Below are 17,042 nucleotides of genomic sequence, written 5' to 3'. Positions count from 1 at the left end.
TCCAACCGGAGTAACCGGAGTAACGGGAGCAACTGGCTCAACAGGATCAACCGGAGTAACGGGCGCGACTGGAGTAACCGGAGCCACTGGTGTAACTGGAGCAACCGGGTCAACCGGAGCCACAGGCAGTACACCAACCTTGCTCTTCACAAGAACTAATGGGCCGCTCACTGTTTTTCCGCCGTTAAATACTGAAGTTCCCGTTGCTACGCTGGCAATCCCAGTTAATGCTTTGCAGAATGTAAAGCTGGATTATGCACTCAGTGTCGCGTTAACAACTGCAGCAAATTCAAACTTTGTTTTTGAAGTGAGATTATATAGGGGAGCAGCGCAAATTCATACAAGAACTCTGTCGCGAACTAGTCCAACCGCAGCTACGGATAGTTTTTCGATTACTGACACAACAGTGGATACTGCGCCGACCGCAGGAACAAACACTTACCAGCTCAGGGTTATTTTCACAACTGCTAATAATTTAACGACAGCAACTGCTCTGAATATCGATTTTAACAGCATTGTTTTTCCGACATCATAATGAAAAGACCTGACTGATATTTTAAAGATGAAAGACCTGACTGATATACGGTTAGGTCCTTTTTTTCTGTAAATTAATCCTTTAAATGGGGTTTTGAAACACAGTTGTATTCTGAAAATATTGTAAGAAGAGATAGTGTAGTGAGAAAAGGAGATACATGGTATAACAGATACGAGTCTTGGGGTGGCTGCTGTGGGTATTGTTATGAGGCTGTCATTGCCAGAATAAATGAACGGGGTTGACTGAGCAACAGGGCTAACCGGAGCAGGCGCGATCAATTTTTGTTACATAAATCCTCAAAAGTGAAAATATGCCTATCATCCTTTTTGGAAATCGGCAAGAGAAAAATATCACGAAAATTCTTAAAAATAAAAAATAAGGATATAAAAAGTGGTATGATTTTAGGAGGAAAGGACGGCTGGTGCTGTGTTGGAAGAGAAACGGTTTTATGTCTCTCTGCAAATGAAAATTGCCGGATTAATTACGGCTTTATTAATACTTGTCATCGGAACGCTCACCGTTATATTTGCCTTTCAGCAATTAAAGGAAGGCCAGAAGCAGGCGGAACAGCTGGCGGTGCAGACGGCAAAAACCATATCATACATGCCGCCTGTAAAAGAGGCATTCCGGCTTGCGGATCAAAATGCTTTTAAAAAGTTAGACGTCATTGAACAAATGAAAGAACAGGCAGGTGCGCACGCCGTCTACATTACCGATCAAAAAGGGCGTGCCGTGTTTCATTCGGATCGCAGCAGCATTCCGAAAGACAATCAAAATCTGAAAAACAAAGCCGTCATGTTCGGCGGGGCTCCGGTTTCTGACGGAATGAAGGCCGTCCGGGGAAGCGCACCGGTTATTCTGGAGGAAAAAAATCATAACGAAGTCGTCGGAACGGTGACAGTCGAGTTTCTGCAAGATGAGATAGAAAAAGATATGAAAGCGCATCTGCGGCACTTAAGCTATTTTGCATGTTTGGTGTTCCTTATCGGCATCGGGGGAGCGGCGGCGCTTGCAAAAAGCATCCGTAAAGATACACTCGGCCTTGAACCGCATGAAATTGCGGCGCTGTACCGGGAGCGAAATGCGATGCTCCTTGCGATTAAAGAAGGGATTATCGCCGTAAACAAAGAAGGTGCGGTGACCATGATGAATTTGTCTGCGGCTGATATGCTGCATCTTCCGGAACCGATGATCGGAAGGCATATAAAAGAAATCATGCCGGGCGCAAGGCTCATGCCCGTTTTTGCAGGCGGAGAATTACCGCCGAACGTGGAGGTGCGAGCCGGGGATAAAGTGTTTATCTTAAACGTAAAAGAGATGAGACAGGCCGGGCAAGTATACGGAGCGGTCATAAGCTTCCGCGAAAAAACGGAGCTCAAGAAGCTGATTAACGAGCTGACTGAAATAAAAAAATACTCGGAAGATCTCCGTGCGCAAACGCATGAATTCTCAAACAAGCTTTACGCGATACTCGGTCTGTTAGAACTGGGAGAATACGATGAAGCCATTGAACTGATTAAAGAAGAGTACGCCATCCAGAATGAACAGCACGAAATCCTCTTTCAAAACATTCATTCACAGCGGGTTCAGGCCATACTATTAGGAAAAATGGGAAAGGCATCTGAGAAGAAAGTGAAGCTTTCAATAGATGAAAACAGCTTTTTAGAATCGCTGCCGGCGCATGTGGGCTCATCCCAGCTCATTACAATCATCGGAAATCTTATTGATAACGCTTTCGAAGCCGTCGCCGAAAAAGAGAAAAAAGAGGTATCCTTTTTTATGACTGATATCGGAAGGGATATTGTCATAGAAGTGGCGGACTCGGGAGATGGGGTGCCTCAGGAAAAAACAGAAACGATATTTGAAAAGGGATACTCTTCAAAGGGGACAAGGAGAGGATACGGCTTAGCCAATCTGAAGGAAGCCGTCAGTGAATTGCAGGGATGGATAGAGATTTCACAGCAAAAGAGCGGCGGTGCCGTATTTACGGTGTTTATACCGAAAGAAAGGCCAAAGGGGGAATCCGTGTGATTAATATCGCGATTGCAGAGGACGACTTTCGAATCGCGCAAATCCATGAAAAATTCATCGAACATCTTGATGGATTCAATGTCATCGGCAAAGCAATCAATGCCAAAGACACCATATCGCTGCTTGAGAACCGGCAGCCTGATCTGCTGCTTTTGGATATTTATATGCCGGATGAGCTGGGGACAGATTTGTTGCCGCTCATCCGCTGCCGTTTTCCTTCTGTTGATATCATCATTATTACGGCTTCTGCCGAAACAAGATTGCTGCAGGAAGCGCTCAGATCAGGCGTTTCCCACTATGTCATAAAGCCGGTTTCGGCACATAAATTTACAGAAGTGCTTTTGCAGTACCGTGAAAAAAGAGATTGGCTGCACTCACAGCCGGAGCTGAGCCAGTCCGTCATCGATATGTTTTTCGGAAGCGGCCAGAAAGAACAAAAACAGCTCAATGATCTGCCCAAAGGCATTAATTCTATTACACTTCAAAAAATCAAAAACGCGCTCAGGACTGCAGAAAAAGGGATGACGGCTGAAGAACTGGGTGAAAAAATGGGGGCCTCCAGAACAACGGCGCGGCGCTACGCCGAGTTTCTCGTTTCTCAGGAAGAAGCGCTCGCTGAATTAGAGTACGGCATTATCGGCAGGCCGGAACGGAAATATTATTTAGCACATGAATAAGGGATGGGAGAAATGAAGCGGTTGGGAGTGCTCCTTGTTTTGCTGGCGGCGCTGGTTTCATTTGACGGACGGCAGATGGCGGGCATCCGCTCAGCCGGAGGACCGATTGAAATCGTTGTACCCGCAGCGCCTCAAGGGGGCTGGGATGTAACGGCAAAAGCCTTGCAATCGGTAATAGAGCGGAAGCATATATTAGACCGGCTCGTAAAGATTGTCTATAAGCCCGGCGGAGGCGGAGACAGCGGCTGGAAATATGTAAATGAACGCAAAACGGATGTCATCAGTATGAATTCAAGCCTGCTGTTAAGCAATGAAATTTTAGGACAAAGCCGGCTGAAGGCAGATGATTTTACGCCTTTGGCCATTATTGCAAAAGAGTGGCAGACTGTCGCTCTTCCGAAAGATTCAAAGATAAAAAGCGGAAAGCAGCTGCTCGGCGATATTAAAACACATCCGGGCGGCATAAAGATCGGATTTGCGCCCGGTCTCGGAAATGATGACCAGCTCTCCTTTGCGAGAGCCGCGGAAATGGCGGGAATTTCGCCGTTTGATATCCGCTTTTTTCAATACGGGAGCAGCAATGAAGTCATTGAAGCTCTTATCAATCATGATATAGATGCCGCCTCGATGACCATTTCAGAAGCGAGAGACACCTATCAAAAAGGGAAAATCACATTAGCGGCCGTTACTTCTGACAAAAGGCTTTCGGGCTTCAGCGATGTCCCGACATGGAAAGAACAGGGAGTGCCGTTTGTCTTTGCCCACTGGAGAGGCATCATGGGACCGAAAGACATGACCGAAGGCGAAATCGCTTATTGGGATCAGGCTTTGAAACAGATTACCTCATCTGCTGAGTGGAAACAAATGATGAAAAAACAGGATTGGGAGAGCTTTTATAAAAACAGCAGCGGCGCAAAACACTTTTTAGAAGAGCAGACCGAGTTTTATAAAGAAATGATGAGCAGCGAAAAATAAAGATTCCGCAGACATGCGGAATCCTTTTTATTTATAAATGAACAAAATGAACGAAAAGGTTATAAAAAATTAAAAATCTTTAAAATCCAAAATATTTACTTCAATATGCAATTCTCATAATATAGCAAAAAGGCGGATGAAGGGGAATCGGGCCTTTAAAATGTAAGCGTATTCATAATAAGGGGGACATACTGTGTTAGCAATCTTAGGCTTTCTTATGATGGTTGTTTTTATGGTGCTGATTATGACAAAACGGCTTTCGGTGTTAACGGCGCTCGTATTGACGCCGATCGTATTTGCGCTGATTGCCGGCTTTTCATTTAACCGGGTCGGCGGGATGATGATCTCCGGTATTGAACAGGTGGCGCCGATTGCAGTCATGATTATGTTTGCGATTCTTTATTTCGGCATTATGATTGATACCGGTTTATTCGATCCGATGGTTGCGCGTATTTTAAAGCTGGTCAAAGGCGATCCGCTCAAAATTGTTGTCGGAACAGCCGTGCTGACCATGCTTGTCGCGCTGGACGGAGACGGTTCGACGACGTATATGATTACGACTAGCGCAATGCTGCCTTTATATATTATGCTCGGAATCCGTCCGATTATTTTAGCGGGAATCGCCGGGGTCGGCATGGGGATTATGAACACGATCCCATGGGGCGGCGCGACGCCGCGTGCGGCGAGCGCGCTCGGCGTGGACCCGGCGGAGCTGACGGGACCGATGCTGCCTGTTATTGCGAGCGGCATGGTGTGTATGATTGCGGTCGCTTATGTACTCGGAAGGATGGAAAGGAAACGGCTCGGGGTGATCGAATTAAAGCAGCCGTCCCATACAAATGAAACGGCTGCGGCTGCGGAAGATGAATGGAAGCGGCCGAAACTGTGGTGGTTCAATTTACTGTTAACGCTTTCTTTAGTCGGGTTTTTAGTATCAGGAAAAGTGAATTTAACCGTGCTGTTCATCATCGCGTTTTGTATCGCGCTGATTGTCAATTATCCGAAGCTTAACGATCAAAGGGAGCGCATTTCAGCCCATTCGAGCAATGTGCTTGCGATCGGGTCGATGATTTTTGCCGCAGGCGTGTTTACCGGAATTTTAACGGGGACGAAGATGGTTGATGAAATGGCCATATCTCTCGTTTCGCTTATTCCGGAGCAGCTGGGGGGATTTATTCCGGCGATTGTTGCCTTAACGAGCGGTATTTTTACATTTCTGATGCCCAATGACGCCTATTTTTACGGCGTGCTGCCCATTTTGTCCGAAACCGCCGTGGCGTATGGTGTTGATAAGGTGGAAATCGCCCGCGCTTCGATTATCGGCCAGCCGATTCATATGTTAAGCCCGCTCGTGCCGTCGACGCATTTATTAGTCGGGCTTGCCGGGGTAACCATTGATGAGCATCAGAAATTTGCGATGAAATGGGCGGTTCTCGCCGTTATCGTCATGACTGCCTTTGCACTCCTTATCGGCGCGATCACGATTTTTTAACATAAAACAGACTGTTCGTCGCACACTAAAGGCATCAGAGGAGGTGCCATGATGAGTGATCCGTTTATGCCGCTTTTTTCGGTTAAAAGCGGCGTCGGTTTTAAAGCGGCGGACGGCGTTTACGGACTGACCGTGCAGATTGCGAATGTTTACTTTATCGAAAATCCCTCAGTTCCGGGGGAAATCATTCTTGTTGACGCGGGAATGCCGCAATCGGCGGAAATGATTACAGATGAAATGAAACACCGGTTCGGGCAGGGGTATCAGCTGAAGGCCGTCATTTTGACGCACGGCCATTTTGACCATGTCGGTGCGATGGAAGAGCTGCTTAAGCATTGGGATGTACCGGTTTATATTCATGAACAGGAGCTCCCGTATGTCACGGGAAAAGCTGATTATCCGCCTGCCAGGCCGGATGCGAAAAAAGGGCTTGTCGCAAAGCTTTCACCGCTGTTTCCCCGCCATACGATCCGCATTCCGTCCGTTCAGGCGCTGCCTTCAGACGGCGCCGTTCCATTGCTTGAAGATTGGAAATGGATTCATACGCCCGGCCACACCCCCGGCCATATTTCATTATTCCGGGAGAAAGACCGCGTTTTGATTGCCGGTGATGCCGTGATCACTGTTGAGCAGGAATCCCTTGCGGACGTTGTCATTCAAAAGCAAGAGCTTCACGGGCCGCCCGCCTATTTCACAGCGGATACACAGACGGCGGCAGCATCCGTTCAAAAACTTGCCGAACTGGAGCCGGAAGCGCTTTTGACGGGTCACGGGATTCCGATGTCAGGAAAAAACTACCGTGATGATTTGCTTACACTGGCTGAAAAACTGCATTCCGTTTTGTGAAACACCTGCGAAAATCACAGGTGTTTTTTCTTTGCACTTTCCAGTATGAGACAAAAAAACCATTGTGTTCACCCTTAAAAACGATACAATGAGAAGCAGATGTAAATTGAAGGAGAGAGTTTTTTGAAACATACGGAATTACTCTGGGATGAGGCGAAGGATTTTATTGAGGTCTGCTATCAGGAACTCGGCATGGAATCGCAAATCAATGCGCGTCTTCACTCGATAAAAGATGAGATAGATCGGACGGGCAGTTATGTCCATACGGCGGAAGAGCTTGAACACGGGGCAAAAATGGCATGGCGCAACAGCAACCGCTGTATCGGGCGTCTGTTCTGGCAATCGCTGAACGTCATTGACCGGCGCGGCGTGAATACAAAAGAAGAGGTGCGCGACGCTTTATTTGAACATATCGAAATCGCGACGAACGACGGAAAAATTAAACCGACAATTACGATTTTCCCTCCTGAGAAGAATGGGGAGAAACAGGTCGAAATCTGGAATCATCAGCTCATCCGCTATGCGGGATATGAGACTGAAAAAGGAAGAATCGGCGATCCGGCATCGTATGAGCTGACGGCTGTCTGCGAAAAACTCGGCTGGCGCGGAAAGCGGACCGATTTTGATATTTTGCCGCTGCTGTTCCGGATGAAAGGGGACGAGCAGCCCGTTTGGTACGACCTGCCTCAGGCTCTCGTGAAAGAGGTGCCGATCTCTCATCCTGATATAGAAGAGTTTGCCGATTTGAATATCAAATGGTACGGGGTTCCGATTATCGCCGATATGAGGCTTGAAATCGGCGGACTGTCGTACAACGCGGCGCCTTTTAACGGCTGGTATATGGGAACCGAAATCGGCGCAAGGAATCTTGCTGATGAGAAACGGTATGATCTGCTCAAAAAAATCGCGTCGGCCATAGGGATTTCATCCAGCCTGAATACCGACCTGTGGAAAGATCAGGTGCTTGTAGAACTGAATAAGGCAGTGCTCTATTCATACAAAAAACACGGTGTCAGCATTGTCGATCATCATACGGCGGCAAATCAGTTTAAGCGTTTTGAAGAGCAGGAACAAGACGCGGGCAGAAAGCTGACGGGAGACTGGACCTGGCTGATTCCGCCGATCTCGCCGGCTTCCACCCACATTTTCCATAAATCATACGACAATACGATTGTGAAGCCGAATTATTTTTATCAGGACAAGCCTTATCAGTAACTGATGGAAAAGGTGCGGTACCCTTTCAAATGGCGTGATTCTTCGATGGTTACGCCTGTTACATTTGAGAAGGGGCTGCCTTTTCTGACGGCTTCGGCAAAGTGTTTTAACGACTCTTCAGGGCCTTCGGCAAGGATTTCAACCCGGCCGTCATCGCGGTTTTTGACCCAGCCGGTAATCTTATGTCTGTCTGCTTCCATCTGGACGAAGTAGCGAAAACCGACGCCTTGAACCCGGCCGTCTGCAAACATATGATATTGAAGCATGGAAAAACCACCTTTTTCCTACTATGATAAAGGAAAGATATGATATTTCGCAAAGGATGTGAACGGGATGACGCAAGACTATTCTGTCTTATCTATCAATCTCGGAATGCCGGCAATTCATGAATTTGCCGGCAGACAAATCAATTCCGGCATCGTCAAGCGGCCTGCGGATTCTCCCGTCATGCTGTATAAAACCCATTTTGCGGGGGACGGACAAGCCGATTTGAAGAATCACGGCGGCCCTGATAAAGCGGTGTGCGTGTATCCCGCCGAGCATTATTCATATTGGGAAACAACGCTTGCAAGAAAACTGCCCGCCGCAGCGTTCGGAGAGAATGTAACAGTCAAAGGGCTGGCCGAACAGGACGTATGGCTCGGAGACGTGTTTCAGCTGGGCGAAGCCGTCGTGCAAGTAAGCCAGCCGCGCCAGCCCTGCGTCAAACTCGCCCTCAAATACGGCATCAAAGATATGGTGCTCCGTGTACAGCAGACGGGATTTACCGGCTTTTATTTCAGGGTGATTGAAGAAGGATATGTCGATCCGCATCCGGTCCTGAAGCGTTTGTCGAGAGGCAAAGAAAGCATTTCCGTCTGGTATGCGAATGAAGTGAAATACCATGATTCAGGCAATCTGCCGGCCATTGAAGAAGTGCTGCGGGAAGAAGCGCTGTCAGAAAGCTGGAGGGAGTCCTTCCTTAAAAAAAGAGACAGGCTCTTGAATGTATAGAAAAAAAGCCGCGCTGCACTGACAGCACGGCTGATTGACGTTATGCTTGTTTCTTTGTTTCCAGCAGATTGGCAAGGAAATACTTTTTGAAGCTTTGAAGCTTTCTTCCTTCATAGTGGGTAATTCCTTTTTTCTTTAATTCTTCTACATACCAGCCTTTACTGCCATAATGCATGTCAGAAAACTCCTTTCTCCGTTCTCCCGCAGGGGAGGGTTTCTTCAGTTTTTGCCAAACTTTTGGCATTGTAACATCTATAAAAAGACGCTGAAAAGGGGGAAAGCAAAAACTGAGCCTTTCGATTCAGAGATGTAAAGCTTTCTTACATATATATGTAAAGGGCGGTCTGTTCATGCTTAATGGCCGGTTAATTTTAACAGCACCGTGCCGAGTGTCATAATTCCGAATACGACGCCGAAATAAATCAGCATCCCCTTCTTTTTCTTCACCCCGTAAACGGTCAGAATGATGCTTTCAATAAAGAAAATAAACCCGAAGATAATAAACCACATGTTGAAAAATGGCTCCTTTCACAGACATATGTCCAGTGTAGCACATCTCTTGTCACGAAACATAAAAAGCCGGGCACTGTATCAGTGTCCGGCAAGTTTGACGAGAAGCTGGGCCAAATGCTGTTTTTCATTGTCATCCGCAATATCCCACAGCTCTTGTAAAAGTTTTTCTTCCGCATTGCGGGGCTCCTCGTGCTTGGCGAGATAGTCCCCGAGGATGGCGGCGCTTTTGATGATTTTGCTGTCATCCAGGCCTAGTTTCTTTCCGGCGGAAATTTTCTGGTGAAGGTACGCTTTAAATTCCTCGAAATCCTCTAAAATCTGCTGTTTCGTAACGCCGTGCATGGCGTGTATTTCGTTTTCGATTTTGATTTTTTCTTTATCTTTTTTCATGCGTCTCCCTCCTTCGGGTTAGTTGTTGTATACCTGTTTGGAAGGGAGATGAAACATTACAATGCCGTTAAAATAATCGGTTTGTCTTTTGTGATGACGATGGTGTGCTCCACTTGGGCGACAAGGCTTTTATCCGGTGTTTTATATGTCCAGCCGTCTCCCGCTTCAACAATGGTTTCAGCCTTCGTGGAAATAAACGGCTCAAGCGCGATCACGGTGCCGTTTTTAAACAGCGCGTTATCAAACGGATCGTAGTAATTCATGATGTGGTTCGGCGCTTCATGGAGGTTTCTGCCGATTCCGTGGCCCGTCAGCGTTTTAATGACGGTAAATCCGTTGGAGCGGGCTTCATGGTAGACGGCTCTGCCGATCTGATTTTGGCGTTTTCCGGCTTTTGCCTGCTCCAGTCCTTTTTGAAATGCGGATTGTGCGCAGTTGCAAAGCTTTTGCAGACGTTCATCGCCTTCTCCGAGCACGAATGAAATTCCCGTATCGGAATAAAAACCGCCGAACTCCGCCGAAATATCGATATTTACAAGATCCCCGGCTTTTAAGATTTTAGAGGCGCTCGGAATGCCGTGAGCGACTTCGTCATTTACGCTGATGCATGTCACGCCGGGGAAATCGTATTCCTTCTCCGGAGCGGAAGCGGCTCCGTGTTCGTCAAGCACCGCCTTTCCGATCAGGTCAAGATCTTTCGTGCTCATGCCGGGCTCTGCCTTTTTCTTCATTTCTTCACGCGCCAGGGCGACGATTCTGCCAATTTTTTTAAGACCTTCTAATTCTTGATCGTTCGTTACAATCATTGTCATTCCCGCTTTCTATGTTTAATCATCTGATTCAAGCTTACCACAACTGCTTTATAAATAGAAAACCAACAAGCCTTATGTGCATAAATGAAGGGAAAATTGGTATAGATCACTAGATAACTTATGTGATATATTTAAGAAAAAAGAAGGGGGATGGGTAAAATGCTTCAATTTTTGCAAAAACTCGGAAAATCCTTTATGCTTCCGATTGCCGTTCTGCCCGCCGTGGGTATTATTTTGGCCATCGGCAGAGAGGATTTATTAAATATTCCGTTCATTTATGCGGCGGGGACAGCGGTATTTGATCATTTGCCGCTGATTTTTGCGATCGGAATCGCGATTGGGATTTCAAAAGACAGCAATGGGGCCGCCGCTCTGTCGGGAGCAATTTCCTATATTATGCTGGACGCTGCTGTAAAATCGATCAATTCGACAAATAATATGGCCGTTTTCGGAGGGATTATCGCAGGGTTAATTGCGGGATACACGTATAATCGCTTTAAGGATACGAAGCTGCCTGAATATCTCGGATTTTTCAGCGGACGCAGGCTCGTTCCGATTGTAACAGCGCTGATTACCATTATTTTGGCCGGGATTTTCGGCTTTGTGTGGCCGCCGATTCAGTCGGTGATTACGTCATTCGGGGAATGGATGATCGGGCTCGGAGGCATCGGCGCCGGGATTTACGGGATTTTTAACCGGCTTTTAATTCCATTCGGTCTTCATCATGTGCTGAATAATATTTTTTGGTTCCAGTTTGGCGATTTTCACGGAAAAACGGGAGATCTGGCCCGCTTCTTTGCGAAGGATCCGACGGCCGGGACTTATATGACAGGATTCTTTCCGATTATGATGTTCGGGCTTCCGGCCGCTTGTCTGGCAATGATTGCCGCAGCTAAGCCAAGCAAGCGCAAAGCGACGGCCGGAATGATGATCGGCCTTGCGCTGACGGCATTTATTACCGGAATTACAGAACCGATTGAATTTGCATTTATGTTTTTATCACCGCTTCTGTACGGGGTTCATGCTTTATTAACCGGGTTCTCTTTATTTATCGTCAATATTCTCGGCATCAGGTCAGGCTTTTCGTTCTCAGCGGGGGCGATCGATTATCTTCTCAGCTACGGTATTGCGGAAAAACCGCTTTTGCTGCTCGTTGTCGGGCTTTGTTATGCGGTGATCTATTTTGCCGTCTTCTACGTGCTCATCAAATCGTTAAACTTGAAGACGCCGGGACGGGAAGATGATGAGGAAGAGGAAGAAGTGTTTAGTGAGGATACGGCCGGTTCGGTTGAAGAACATGCCATGCTCAAGGGGCTCGGCGGCAGACAAAATCTCCAAACGATTGACCACTGTGCGACCCGTCTCAGACTGACCGTTCAGGATACATCCCTGATTAATGAGACGGCACTTAAAAAAGCGGGAGCAAAAGGGGTTATCAAAACGGGGAATAAAACGGCGCAGGTCATTATCGGGCCGAACGTCGAATTTGTCGCAGAAGAGTTGAGAGAGGCCGTCCGCCATGACGGTCAGAAGTAGACCGAAGCACGAATCATCTATGTGATCCGGGTTTTTTTGAACATATATCAAGTTTCACATAATGGACAAAAAACAACGTTTCCTCCTGTGGTAAGATTCATGTAGAACAAGTATGGAGATGATGTAAGGTGACGTGGATTGCAGTTGTTTCAATTGTTGTCATAAGCCTGATTAAGATTGTGCTGACATGCCTTCCTACCGGAGCGGTGGAATGGATTCTCCGAAAATTTGAAACCCATTCGAAGCTCAGTGACGCGTCCGCTGCCGTATCCCTCGGCGGAAAACGTCTGGAAGGCGAAGACAAACGCCGGGTGATTGATGATTTTAACGAAGCCGTATTTATCGAACGGCATTATATATACCCAGGTGATGAAGAGCGGTATCTTCATCCGCAGAACGGAGTCGACCCGCTTGTCATTAAGACGAGAAAAGGGAAAAAAGATATGACGGTATTTGTATACAGCTACGAAGATCATGTAGATGTCGTCAAACAGCAGAAAAAGAAAGTCGTCGCTTATTCGGTTCTTTCCGACAGCCTGCAAAAGCGCTCTATGGCTGCTGCCGGGAGCTGAACATAAAAAAGCCAGATCATTGATATGATCTGGCTTTTGTTTATTCTTTTTGATCATCTGCTGAAGAATCTTCACGCTTTGTATAATCGATTTTTGAAGGATCCACTTTCTTGAAGCCTTTCGGCTGATAGAAGCGAAGCAGATCTCCGTTGATGATCTTATCAGACATTTCAAGCTCAGTCTTGACGAGTGAGTCTTCTTTTTTGTCGACTTCTGAATCATCTAAAAGTCTTCCGGTTTTCGTATCGTAATACTTGCCGGATACTTTCGTGTAGTTCGGTGAGATGAAGTCGCCGTTACGGAACGGAATCACTTCTCTGTGCTCTTTCGATAAGATATCTGAACCTGACATGAGATAATCTTTCGTATCGACGCCGAGCAGATGGAGAACAGTCGGCGCGACATCGACATCGCCGGCAAATTTATGGTTACGGCCGCCTTTCACGCCAGGAGCGTGGATAAAGAGCGGAACCCGCTGAAGTTGGGCATTGTCGTATTCATTGATCTCATCTTTGCCAAGCACTTTCGCCATCGCTTTATTATGGTTTTCAGAGATGCCGTAGTGGTCTCCGTACATCACAATAATCGATTTATCATACAGGCCGTCTTTTTTCAGGTCATTAAAGAACTGTTCGATTGATTCATCCAGATAGTTCGCGGACTGGAAGTAGTTATTGACGACCGAATCGCCAAAGTCTCCCGCTGGGAAGTCCGTGTCTTCTTTATCCATCCCGAACGGGAAGTGGTTTGACAGCGTAATGAACTTCGTATAGAACGGCTGCGGCAGGCTCTTTAAGAGCGGCATGGATTCTTTGAAATACGGTTTGTCTTTCATGCCGTAGTTTTTCGTATTCTCTTCGCTCATGTCATAATAAGCAGAATCGAAAAACTTATCGATGCCTTCCGCTTTGTACATTTCGTTACGGTTCCAGAAAGTCTGCGTATTTCCGTGGAAAGCGGCAGACGTGTAGTTTTTGCCTTTTAAAATCGCAGGAACGGACTGCAGCGTGTTTTGCGCTTTATTGACGAAAACCGAACCTTGCGAGAGCGGGTACAGAGAGTTCTCCATCATAAATTCCGCATCTGATGTTTTACCTTGTCCCGTTTGGTGGAAAAAGTTATCAAAGTAGAATGTTTGATTGTCATGCGCCAGTTTGTTTAAAAACGGCGTCACTTCCTTGCCGTTAATTTTGTAATCAATGATGAAGGACTGCAGAGACTCTAATGAGACGTAGATGACGTTTTTTCCTTCGGCTTTTCCGAAGTAGACGTTGTTCGGCACGTCATAGTTGGCCTTCATATAGTTTTCCACATCCGTAACATCGCTTGAATCGGCAAGCGCGCGCTGGCTGTTTGACTTCACATTCTGCACGGCATCGTAAATCGTAAAGTTGTACGTGCCCAAGTATTTCACCAGATAGTTACGGTCAAATGAGCGTGTCAAAAGCTCAGGACGGTCGGTTTCCGCTACGGCGAGGTTGATCAGGAACACAAGCACGGCGGAAGCCAAAACGATTCTGAATGATTTCTTCGCCGGTTTTTCAGCCGGTTTTTTCATCTTAAGGGCCAAAATAATCAAAATGACGGTATCCAGGAAGTAGAAGACGTCTGTCCATCTCATTAATGAGAACGCGCTGTCTCCGAGCTGGCCGCCGTTTGTTTTTGCCTGCATCATGACCGGGATGGTAATGAAATCATTAAAGAATCTATAATAGACGATGTTTGCATAAAGCAAAAAAGACAATAAAAAATGAATCACAATAATGGCTGTCTGCTGTAGTTTTTTCTTGAAAAGAAGTCCAAATCCAAGAAAGAACAGGCCGGAGCTCAGCGGATTCACAAAAAGCAATATTTTCTGGATCGTGTTGTCTATGCCGAGGTTAAAGTTTAAAATATAAGCAGCATATGTTTTCACCCACAATAACACGACCGCTATCAAGAAGAAGGCAAGTCCTCTTTCTTTTATAAATGTTTTCATTGTTACACTCCTTTTTTCCGATCACGGTTTACACGGAACGATAGAAAAAACGAACGTAATCAATATACCATGAAACCAGCAAATAGAAAAGGTGGAAAAGGCTCATCGAAAAAAGGGCGAAAAACGCTGTCGCAACGGCGGTTTATCTGATGAATGCCGCCTAAGAAAAATCCGAATGGAACAAAATGGGATCAGGATTTTTGTATGGATATGATCCGGTCTAATTGAAAAAAGGAGGTAACAAGTGATGGATATTGCCCATATCGTGGCTGAAGATAAAATCAAGCGCGCCATTAAGGATGGAGAATTCGCCGGCATCAAAGGCATGGGAAAGCCCCTGCCGAAAGACGATGCCGCACATCTTCCGGAGTCGCTCAGAATGGGCTACCGCATGTTGAAAAATGCCGGGATCGCCGAGGATGAGGGCGCGCTGAAGAAAGAGCTGATGACGCTCGATTATTTGATCGCCAAGTGCCGCAATGAAACGGAGCTGGATCACCTGCGGAACAAACGGACGGAAAAACAAGTCAGACTCGACAAGCTGACGGAGGAGAGAGACATGTTCTCAGAACCCGCATCTTCTCATTATAAGGAGAAAGTGTACAGACGCCTGAACCGTCCGTAAACCGGTTCCTTATATTTTCTGCTGAAAAGGAATGTACTCCATAAGGCGCGGATAGGAAATGTGGAGCAGGCCGTTCATGCACTGCGCCTGCAGCAGATGGGGCTCAGCCGGTTCAGGAAGTTCAATCGTCTCATCAATTTCTCCGTAATACCGGTTTTGGCAGATCCCCATGTCCTTTGGAAAAAGGGGCGTGATGTTTCCTTTTATATGCAGCCGCGTTCTTGACACCAGCCTCAATGTCAATTCTTCTTCGTAAACGCCGGGCATTTCCACAATGACAAATGTGTGCTGTTCATCCTGATAGATATCATAAACCAAGGTGTTTTTTTGTAAGGAGAAAAATTCTTCGGGAGATTTCCGTTTCAGGACATTGGTCCAAAAGTCGCTGGGCTTGTGCTCGTTCGTAATCTCAAGCCACTTTCTCATTTTTTCGATATCCACTTCAGCAAACCCCCCTTATATTTGATTTGCGATCGGCATTGACGGGTTGGCGATCTGATCCTGGTCGCTCACATCAGGGTCAAGATGGCCCGAATTCAAACATCCGGCGGCCGGTGAAAAGTCTCCTAAAGAAAAGTTCGCGCCGACAAATTTGCTGTTGGCGGTGTGGCTGTTTTGTACGGTCTGACCGATATCGACGTTTCCGTTTTGGGTGGCTCCGTTTACTTTTATATTGACGACGTTAATTTGGTAAGGCATTCATAAAAACCCCTTTAATCTATAATGGGCGGCACCGGCGTAATATTTGCGGTATCTGCGGTTCCGATGGCTGTCTGGTCGTTTACATCAGGATCATTTAACAAGTTCTCCATCATCGATTCTATAGGTGACGTATCGCCGAATGAAGAGTTCAGTCCTTGTGATTTGTTGTTTGTGGTGGGACTGTTGTATGCCGCTTCCCCAATCGTAATAGATCCGTTGCCAGAAATACTGTTAATCTTCAGATAGTACAGGTTGATAACAGTGGATGGCATCTCTTCACACCTCTTTAACTTAGTTGTACAGTACTGTATGCTTTTTGCGCTCCTGTTGTGAATTTCGCCCGGATTCAGCCATATGGCAGTCCGTTTTTTTGTCAGTATCAAAATGAATACTATCCAACAAAAATGTGCGTACTGGTACTTTCAAAAATAATGGCTACAATAGTACATAACGAGATAAAAAGGAGAGATCATGATGTCAGATAAAAAACAGCAGATCATCGAAGCGTATCAATTCAGACACGCCACAAAGGAATTTGATCCTGAGAAAAAAATTTCAGAAAGCGATTTTGAATTCATTTTAGAAACGGGAAGACTGTCCCCAAGCTCACTCGGATTGGAGCCTTGGAAATTTGTCGTTGTTCAAAACCCGGAGCTTCGTGAAAAACTCCGCGAGTTCACATGGGGCGCGCAAAAGCAGCTGCCGACTGCAAGCCACTTCGTACTTCTGCTTGCCCGGACGGCAAAGGATATCCGTTTTGACGCCGATTATGTCAAAAACCACTTGAAGGAAGTCAAAAAAATGCCGGAAGATATGTATGAAGGCTATATCAGCAAAACAGAAGATTTCCAGAAAAATGATTTCAATCTGCTTGAATCAGATCGAGCGCTGTTTGACTGGGCTTCAAAACAGACATACATCGCACTTGGCAATATGATGACAGCCGCGGCGCAGATCGGAATCGACTCTTGCCCTGTAGAAGGCTTCAACTACAAAGAAATCCACCGGATTCTTGAAGAAGAAGGACTTCTGGAAAACGGAAGTTTCGACATCTCTGTCATGGCCGCATTCGGTTACCGTGTCAGAGAACCGCGTCCGAAAACAAGATCTGCCGCAAAAGACGTTGTAAAGTGGGTATAAGATCAATAAA

Annotated in this window: 20 protein-coding genes and 1 pseudogene; 12 read left to right on the top strand and 9 right to left on the bottom strand. The window is 46.4% G+C overall.

Annotated features, from left to right (window positions below; genetic code table 11):
• The 7 genes and pseudogenes from Y79_RS1000000120670 to nosA all read left to right on the top strand — a co-directional run.
• Positions 1–535 (top strand): annotated as a pseudogene (locus Y79_RS1000000120670) (collagen-like protein); the annotation flags it as partial.
• Positions 536–961: 426 nt separating this feature from the next.
• Entirely contained in the window at positions 962–2,566 is a 1,605-nt protein-coding gene (locus Y79_RS0105520; protein WP_049628085.1) for a sensor histidine kinase, read from the top strand.
• On the top strand, positions 2,563–3,243 hold the full coding sequence (locus tag Y79_RS0105515; protein ID WP_016936789.1) for a response regulator: 681 nt from the start codon (positions 2,563–2,565) through the stop codon (positions 3,241–3,243). Before Y79_RS0105520 ends, Y79_RS0105515 begins: the two co-directional genes overlap by 4 nt.
• Positions 3,244–3,255: 12 nt before the next feature.
• Positions 3,256–4,218: a tripartite tricarboxylate transporter substrate binding protein gene (locus tag Y79_RS0105510; protein WP_016936788.1), complete on the top strand. Its 963-nt coding sequence runs from the start codon at positions 3,256–3,258 to the stop codon at positions 4,216–4,218.
• Positions 4,219–4,411: 193 nt separating this feature from the next.
• The gene (locus tag Y79_RS0105505) at positions 4,412–5,710 is read left to right on the top strand and encodes an Mg(2+)/citrate complex secondary transporter CitM (RefSeq protein WP_016936787.1); all 1,299 of its coding nucleotides are present in this window, start codon (positions 4,412–4,414) and stop codon (positions 5,708–5,710) included.
• A gap of 51 nt (positions 5,711–5,761) precedes the next feature.
• The gene (locus Y79_RS0105500) at positions 5,762–6,556 is read left to right on the top strand and encodes an MBL fold metallo-hydrolase (RefSeq protein ID WP_016936786.1); all 795 of its coding nucleotides are present in this window, start codon (positions 5,762–5,764) and stop codon (positions 6,554–6,556) included.
• A gap of 123 nt (positions 6,557–6,679) precedes the next feature.
• Positions 6,680–7,771: a nitric oxide synthase gene (gene nosA / locus Y79_RS0105495; protein ID WP_016936785.1), complete on the top strand. Its 1,092-nt coding sequence runs from the start codon at positions 6,680–6,682 to the stop codon at positions 7,769–7,771.
• Here the strand turns inward: nosA and Y79_RS0105490 are convergent.
• The gene (locus Y79_RS0105490) at positions 7,765–8,037 is read right to left on the bottom strand and encodes an acylphosphatase (protein WP_016936784.1); all 273 of its coding nucleotides are present in this window, start codon (positions 8,035–8,037) and stop codon (positions 7,765–7,767) included. The two genes, nosA and Y79_RS0105490, sit on opposite strands and share 7 nt — an antisense overlap.
• 67 nt (positions 8,038–8,104) lie before the next feature.
• Here Y79_RS0105490 and Y79_RS0105485 point away from each other — a divergent pair, with 67 nt between their 5' ends.
• Positions 8,105–8,764: an MOSC domain-containing protein gene (locus Y79_RS0105485; protein WP_016936783.1), complete on the top strand. Its 660-nt coding sequence runs from the start codon at positions 8,105–8,107 to the stop codon at positions 8,762–8,764.
• Positions 8,765–8,804: 40 nt separating this feature from the next.
• On the opposite strand, the gene Y79_RS1000000120665 is transcribed toward Y79_RS0105485, so the two are convergent.
• The 4 genes from Y79_RS1000000120665 to map form a co-directional block, all read right to left on the bottom strand.
• Positions 8,805–8,939 (bottom strand): YflJ family protein, encoded by a 135-nt coding sequence (locus Y79_RS1000000120665; RefSeq protein WP_003155609.1) that lies wholly within the window; start codon positions 8,937–8,939, stop codon positions 8,805–8,807.
• 179 nt (positions 8,940–9,118) lie between these two features.
• Positions 9,119–9,274: a hypothetical protein gene (locus Y79_RS1000000121195; RefSeq protein WP_003155608.1), complete on the bottom strand. Its 156-nt coding sequence runs from the start codon at positions 9,272–9,274 to the stop codon at positions 9,119–9,121.
• Between the two features lie 81 nt (positions 9,275–9,355).
• On the bottom strand, positions 9,356–9,667 hold the full coding sequence (locus Y79_RS0105470; protein WP_003155607.1) for a DUF3243 domain-containing protein: 312 nt from the start codon (positions 9,665–9,667) through the stop codon (positions 9,356–9,358).
• A gap of 56 nt (positions 9,668–9,723) precedes the next feature.
• Positions 9,724–10,473 carry a type I methionyl aminopeptidase gene (gene map, locus Y79_RS0105465; protein ID WP_016936782.1) on the bottom strand — a complete coding sequence of 250 codons (750 nt, stop codon included), beginning with the start codon at positions 10,471–10,473 and terminating at the stop codon, positions 9,724–9,726.
• 165 nt (positions 10,474–10,638) lie between these two features.
• Between map and nagE the strand changes: the two genes are divergently transcribed.
• Complete coding sequence (nagE, locus tag Y79_RS0105460) at positions 10,639–12,015, top strand: N-acetylglucosamine-specific PTS transporter subunit IIBC (protein WP_016936781.1); 1,377 nt, start codon at positions 10,639–10,641, stop codon at positions 12,013–12,015.
• 128 nt (positions 12,016–12,143) lie between these two features.
• Positions 12,144–12,587, top strand: a complete 444-nt coding sequence (locus Y79_RS0105455) for a YfmQ family protein (protein WP_016936780.1) — start codon at positions 12,144–12,146, stop codon at positions 12,585–12,587.
• 40 nt (positions 12,588–12,627) lie between these two features.
• On the opposite strand, the gene ltaS is transcribed toward Y79_RS0105455, so the two are convergent.
• Entirely contained in the window at positions 12,628–14,565 is a 1,938-nt protein-coding gene (gene ltaS / locus Y79_RS0105450; protein ID WP_016936779.1) for a lipoteichoic acid synthase, read from the bottom strand.
• A gap of 247 nt (positions 14,566–14,812) precedes the next feature.
• Between ltaS and Y79_RS0105445 the strand changes: the two genes are divergently transcribed.
• The gene (locus Y79_RS0105445; protein ID WP_016936778.1) at positions 14,813–15,190 is read left to right on the top strand and encodes a DnaJ family domain-containing protein; all 378 of its coding nucleotides are present in this window, start codon (positions 14,813–14,815) and stop codon (positions 15,188–15,190) included.
• 9 nt (positions 15,191–15,199) lie between these two features.
• Here Y79_RS0105445 and Y79_RS0105440 read toward each other — a convergent pair whose 3' ends face one another.
• From Y79_RS0105440 to Y79_RS0105430, 3 genes are read right to left on the bottom strand one after another with little or no spacing between them, the layout of a single operon-like run.
• The gene (locus tag Y79_RS0105440; protein WP_016936777.1) at positions 15,200–15,631 is read right to left on the bottom strand and encodes an Hsp20/alpha crystallin family protein; all 432 of its coding nucleotides are present in this window, start codon (positions 15,629–15,631) and stop codon (positions 15,200–15,202) included.
• Positions 15,632–15,646: 15 nt separating this feature from the next.
• Entirely contained in the window at positions 15,647–15,889 is a 243-nt protein-coding gene (locus tag Y79_RS0105435; RefSeq protein WP_003155595.1) for a spore germination protein, read from the bottom strand.
• A 14-nt stretch (positions 15,890–15,903) separates the two neighbouring features.
• Positions 15,904–16,164, bottom strand: coding sequence for a spore germination protein (locus Y79_RS0105430; protein WP_007408496.1), 261 nt, complete (start codon positions 16,162–16,164; stop codon positions 15,904–15,906).
• 202 nt (positions 16,165–16,366) lie between these two features.
• On the opposite strand from Y79_RS0105430, the gene Y79_RS0105425 reads away from it, so the two are divergent.
• Entirely contained in the window at positions 16,367–17,032 is a 666-nt protein-coding gene (locus Y79_RS0105425; RefSeq protein WP_016936776.1) for an NAD(P)H-dependent oxidoreductase, read from the top strand.
• Positions 17,033–17,042 lie beyond the last annotated feature (10 nt).

Source organism: Bacillus siamensis KCTC 13613, assembly GCF_000262045.1.
GTDB classification, from domain to species: domain Bacteria; phylum Bacillota; class Bacilli; order Bacillales; family Bacillaceae; genus Bacillus; species Bacillus siamensis.
This window is presented reverse-complemented; position numbering and strand designations above follow the sequence as displayed.

Excerpts from the sequence above, each read along its gene's own strand:
- Y79_RS0105430 (WP_007408496.1), bottom strand. The coding sequence starts at position 16,164 with ATGCCATCCACTGTTATCAACCTGTACTATCTGAAGATTAACAGTATT.
- Y79_RS1000000121195 (WP_003155608.1), bottom strand. The coding sequence starts at position 9,274 with ATGTGGTTTATTATCTTCGGGTTTATTTTCTTTATTGAAAGCATCATT.
- map (WP_016936782.1), bottom strand. The coding sequence starts at position 10,473 with ATGATTGTAACGAACGATCAAGAATTAGAAGGTCTTAAAAAAATTGGC.
- Y79_RS0105510 (WP_016936788.1), top strand. The coding sequence starts at position 3,256 with ATGAAGCGGTTGGGAGTGCTCCTTGTTTTGCTGGCGGCGCTGGTTTCA.
- Y79_RS0105425 (WP_016936776.1), top strand. The coding sequence starts at position 16,367 with ATGTCAGATAAAAAACAGCAGATCATCGAAGCGTATCAATTCAGACAC.
- Y79_RS0105485 (WP_016936783.1), top strand. The coding sequence starts at position 8,105 with ATGACGCAAGACTATTCTGTCTTATCTATCAATCTCGGAATGCCGGCA.
- Y79_RS0105470 (WP_003155607.1), bottom strand. The coding sequence starts at position 9,667 with ATGAAAAAAGATAAAGAAAAAATCAAAATCGAAAACGAAATACACGCC.
- nagE (WP_016936781.1), top strand. The coding sequence starts at position 10,639 with ATGCTTCAATTTTTGCAAAAACTCGGAAAATCCTTTATGCTTCCGATT.
- Y79_RS0105500 (WP_016936786.1), top strand. The coding sequence starts at position 5,762 with ATGAGTGATCCGTTTATGCCGCTTTTTTCGGTTAAAAGCGGCGTCGGT.
- Y79_RS0105435 (WP_003155595.1), bottom strand. The coding sequence starts at position 15,889 with ATGCCTTACCAAATTAACGTCGTCAATATAAAAGTAAACGGAGCCACC.
- Y79_RS0105445 (WP_016936778.1), top strand. The coding sequence starts at position 14,813 with ATGGATATTGCCCATATCGTGGCTGAAGATAAAATCAAGCGCGCCATT.
- ltaS (WP_016936779.1), bottom strand. The coding sequence starts at position 14,565 with ATGAAAACATTTATAAAAGAAAGAGGACTTGCCTTCTTCTTGATAGCG.
- Y79_RS1000000120665 (WP_003155609.1), bottom strand. The coding sequence starts at position 8,939 with ATGCATTATGGCAGTAAAGGCTGGTATGTAGAAGAATTAAAGAAAAAA.
- Y79_RS0105490 (WP_016936784.1), bottom strand. The coding sequence starts at position 8,037 with ATGCTTCAATATCATATGTTTGCAGACGGCCGGGTTCAAGGCGTCGGT.